The sequence below is a fragment of the Halomonas sp. IOP_14 genome, assembly GCF_021021315.1.
In the GTDB taxonomy this organism is placed as follows: domain Bacteria; phylum Pseudomonadota; class Gammaproteobacteria; order Pseudomonadales; family Halomonadaceae; genus Vreelandella; species Vreelandella titanicae.
In genome coordinates this window covers 1-260 of record NZ_JAINWD010000123.1, presented here as the reverse complement: position 1 = coordinate 260, position 260 = coordinate 1, and the positions used below count along the sequence as shown (strand labels likewise).

The 260-nt window shown below is 54.2% G+C and carries 1 rRNA gene; it reads left to right on the top strand.

Features of this window, described 5'->3' with window-relative positions:
• Positions 1 to 260, top strand: a 16S ribosomal RNA gene (locus K7H09_RS24380); the annotation flags it as partial.

Sequence of the window (260 nt, the reverse complement as noted above, 5' to 3'; positions counted from 1 at the left end):
AATCGGAATTACTGGGCGTAAAGCGCGCGTAGGTGGCTTGATAAGCCGGTTGTGAAAGCCCCGGGCTCAACCTGGGAACGGCATCCGGAACTGTCAGGCTAGAGTGCAGGAGAGGATGGTAGAATTCCAGGTGTAGCGGTGAAATGCGTAGAGATCTGGAGGAATACCGATGGCGAAGGCAGCCATCTGGCCTAATACTGACGCTGAGGTACGAAAGCATGGGGAGCAAACAGGATTAGAAACCCGCGTAGTCCGAAGTT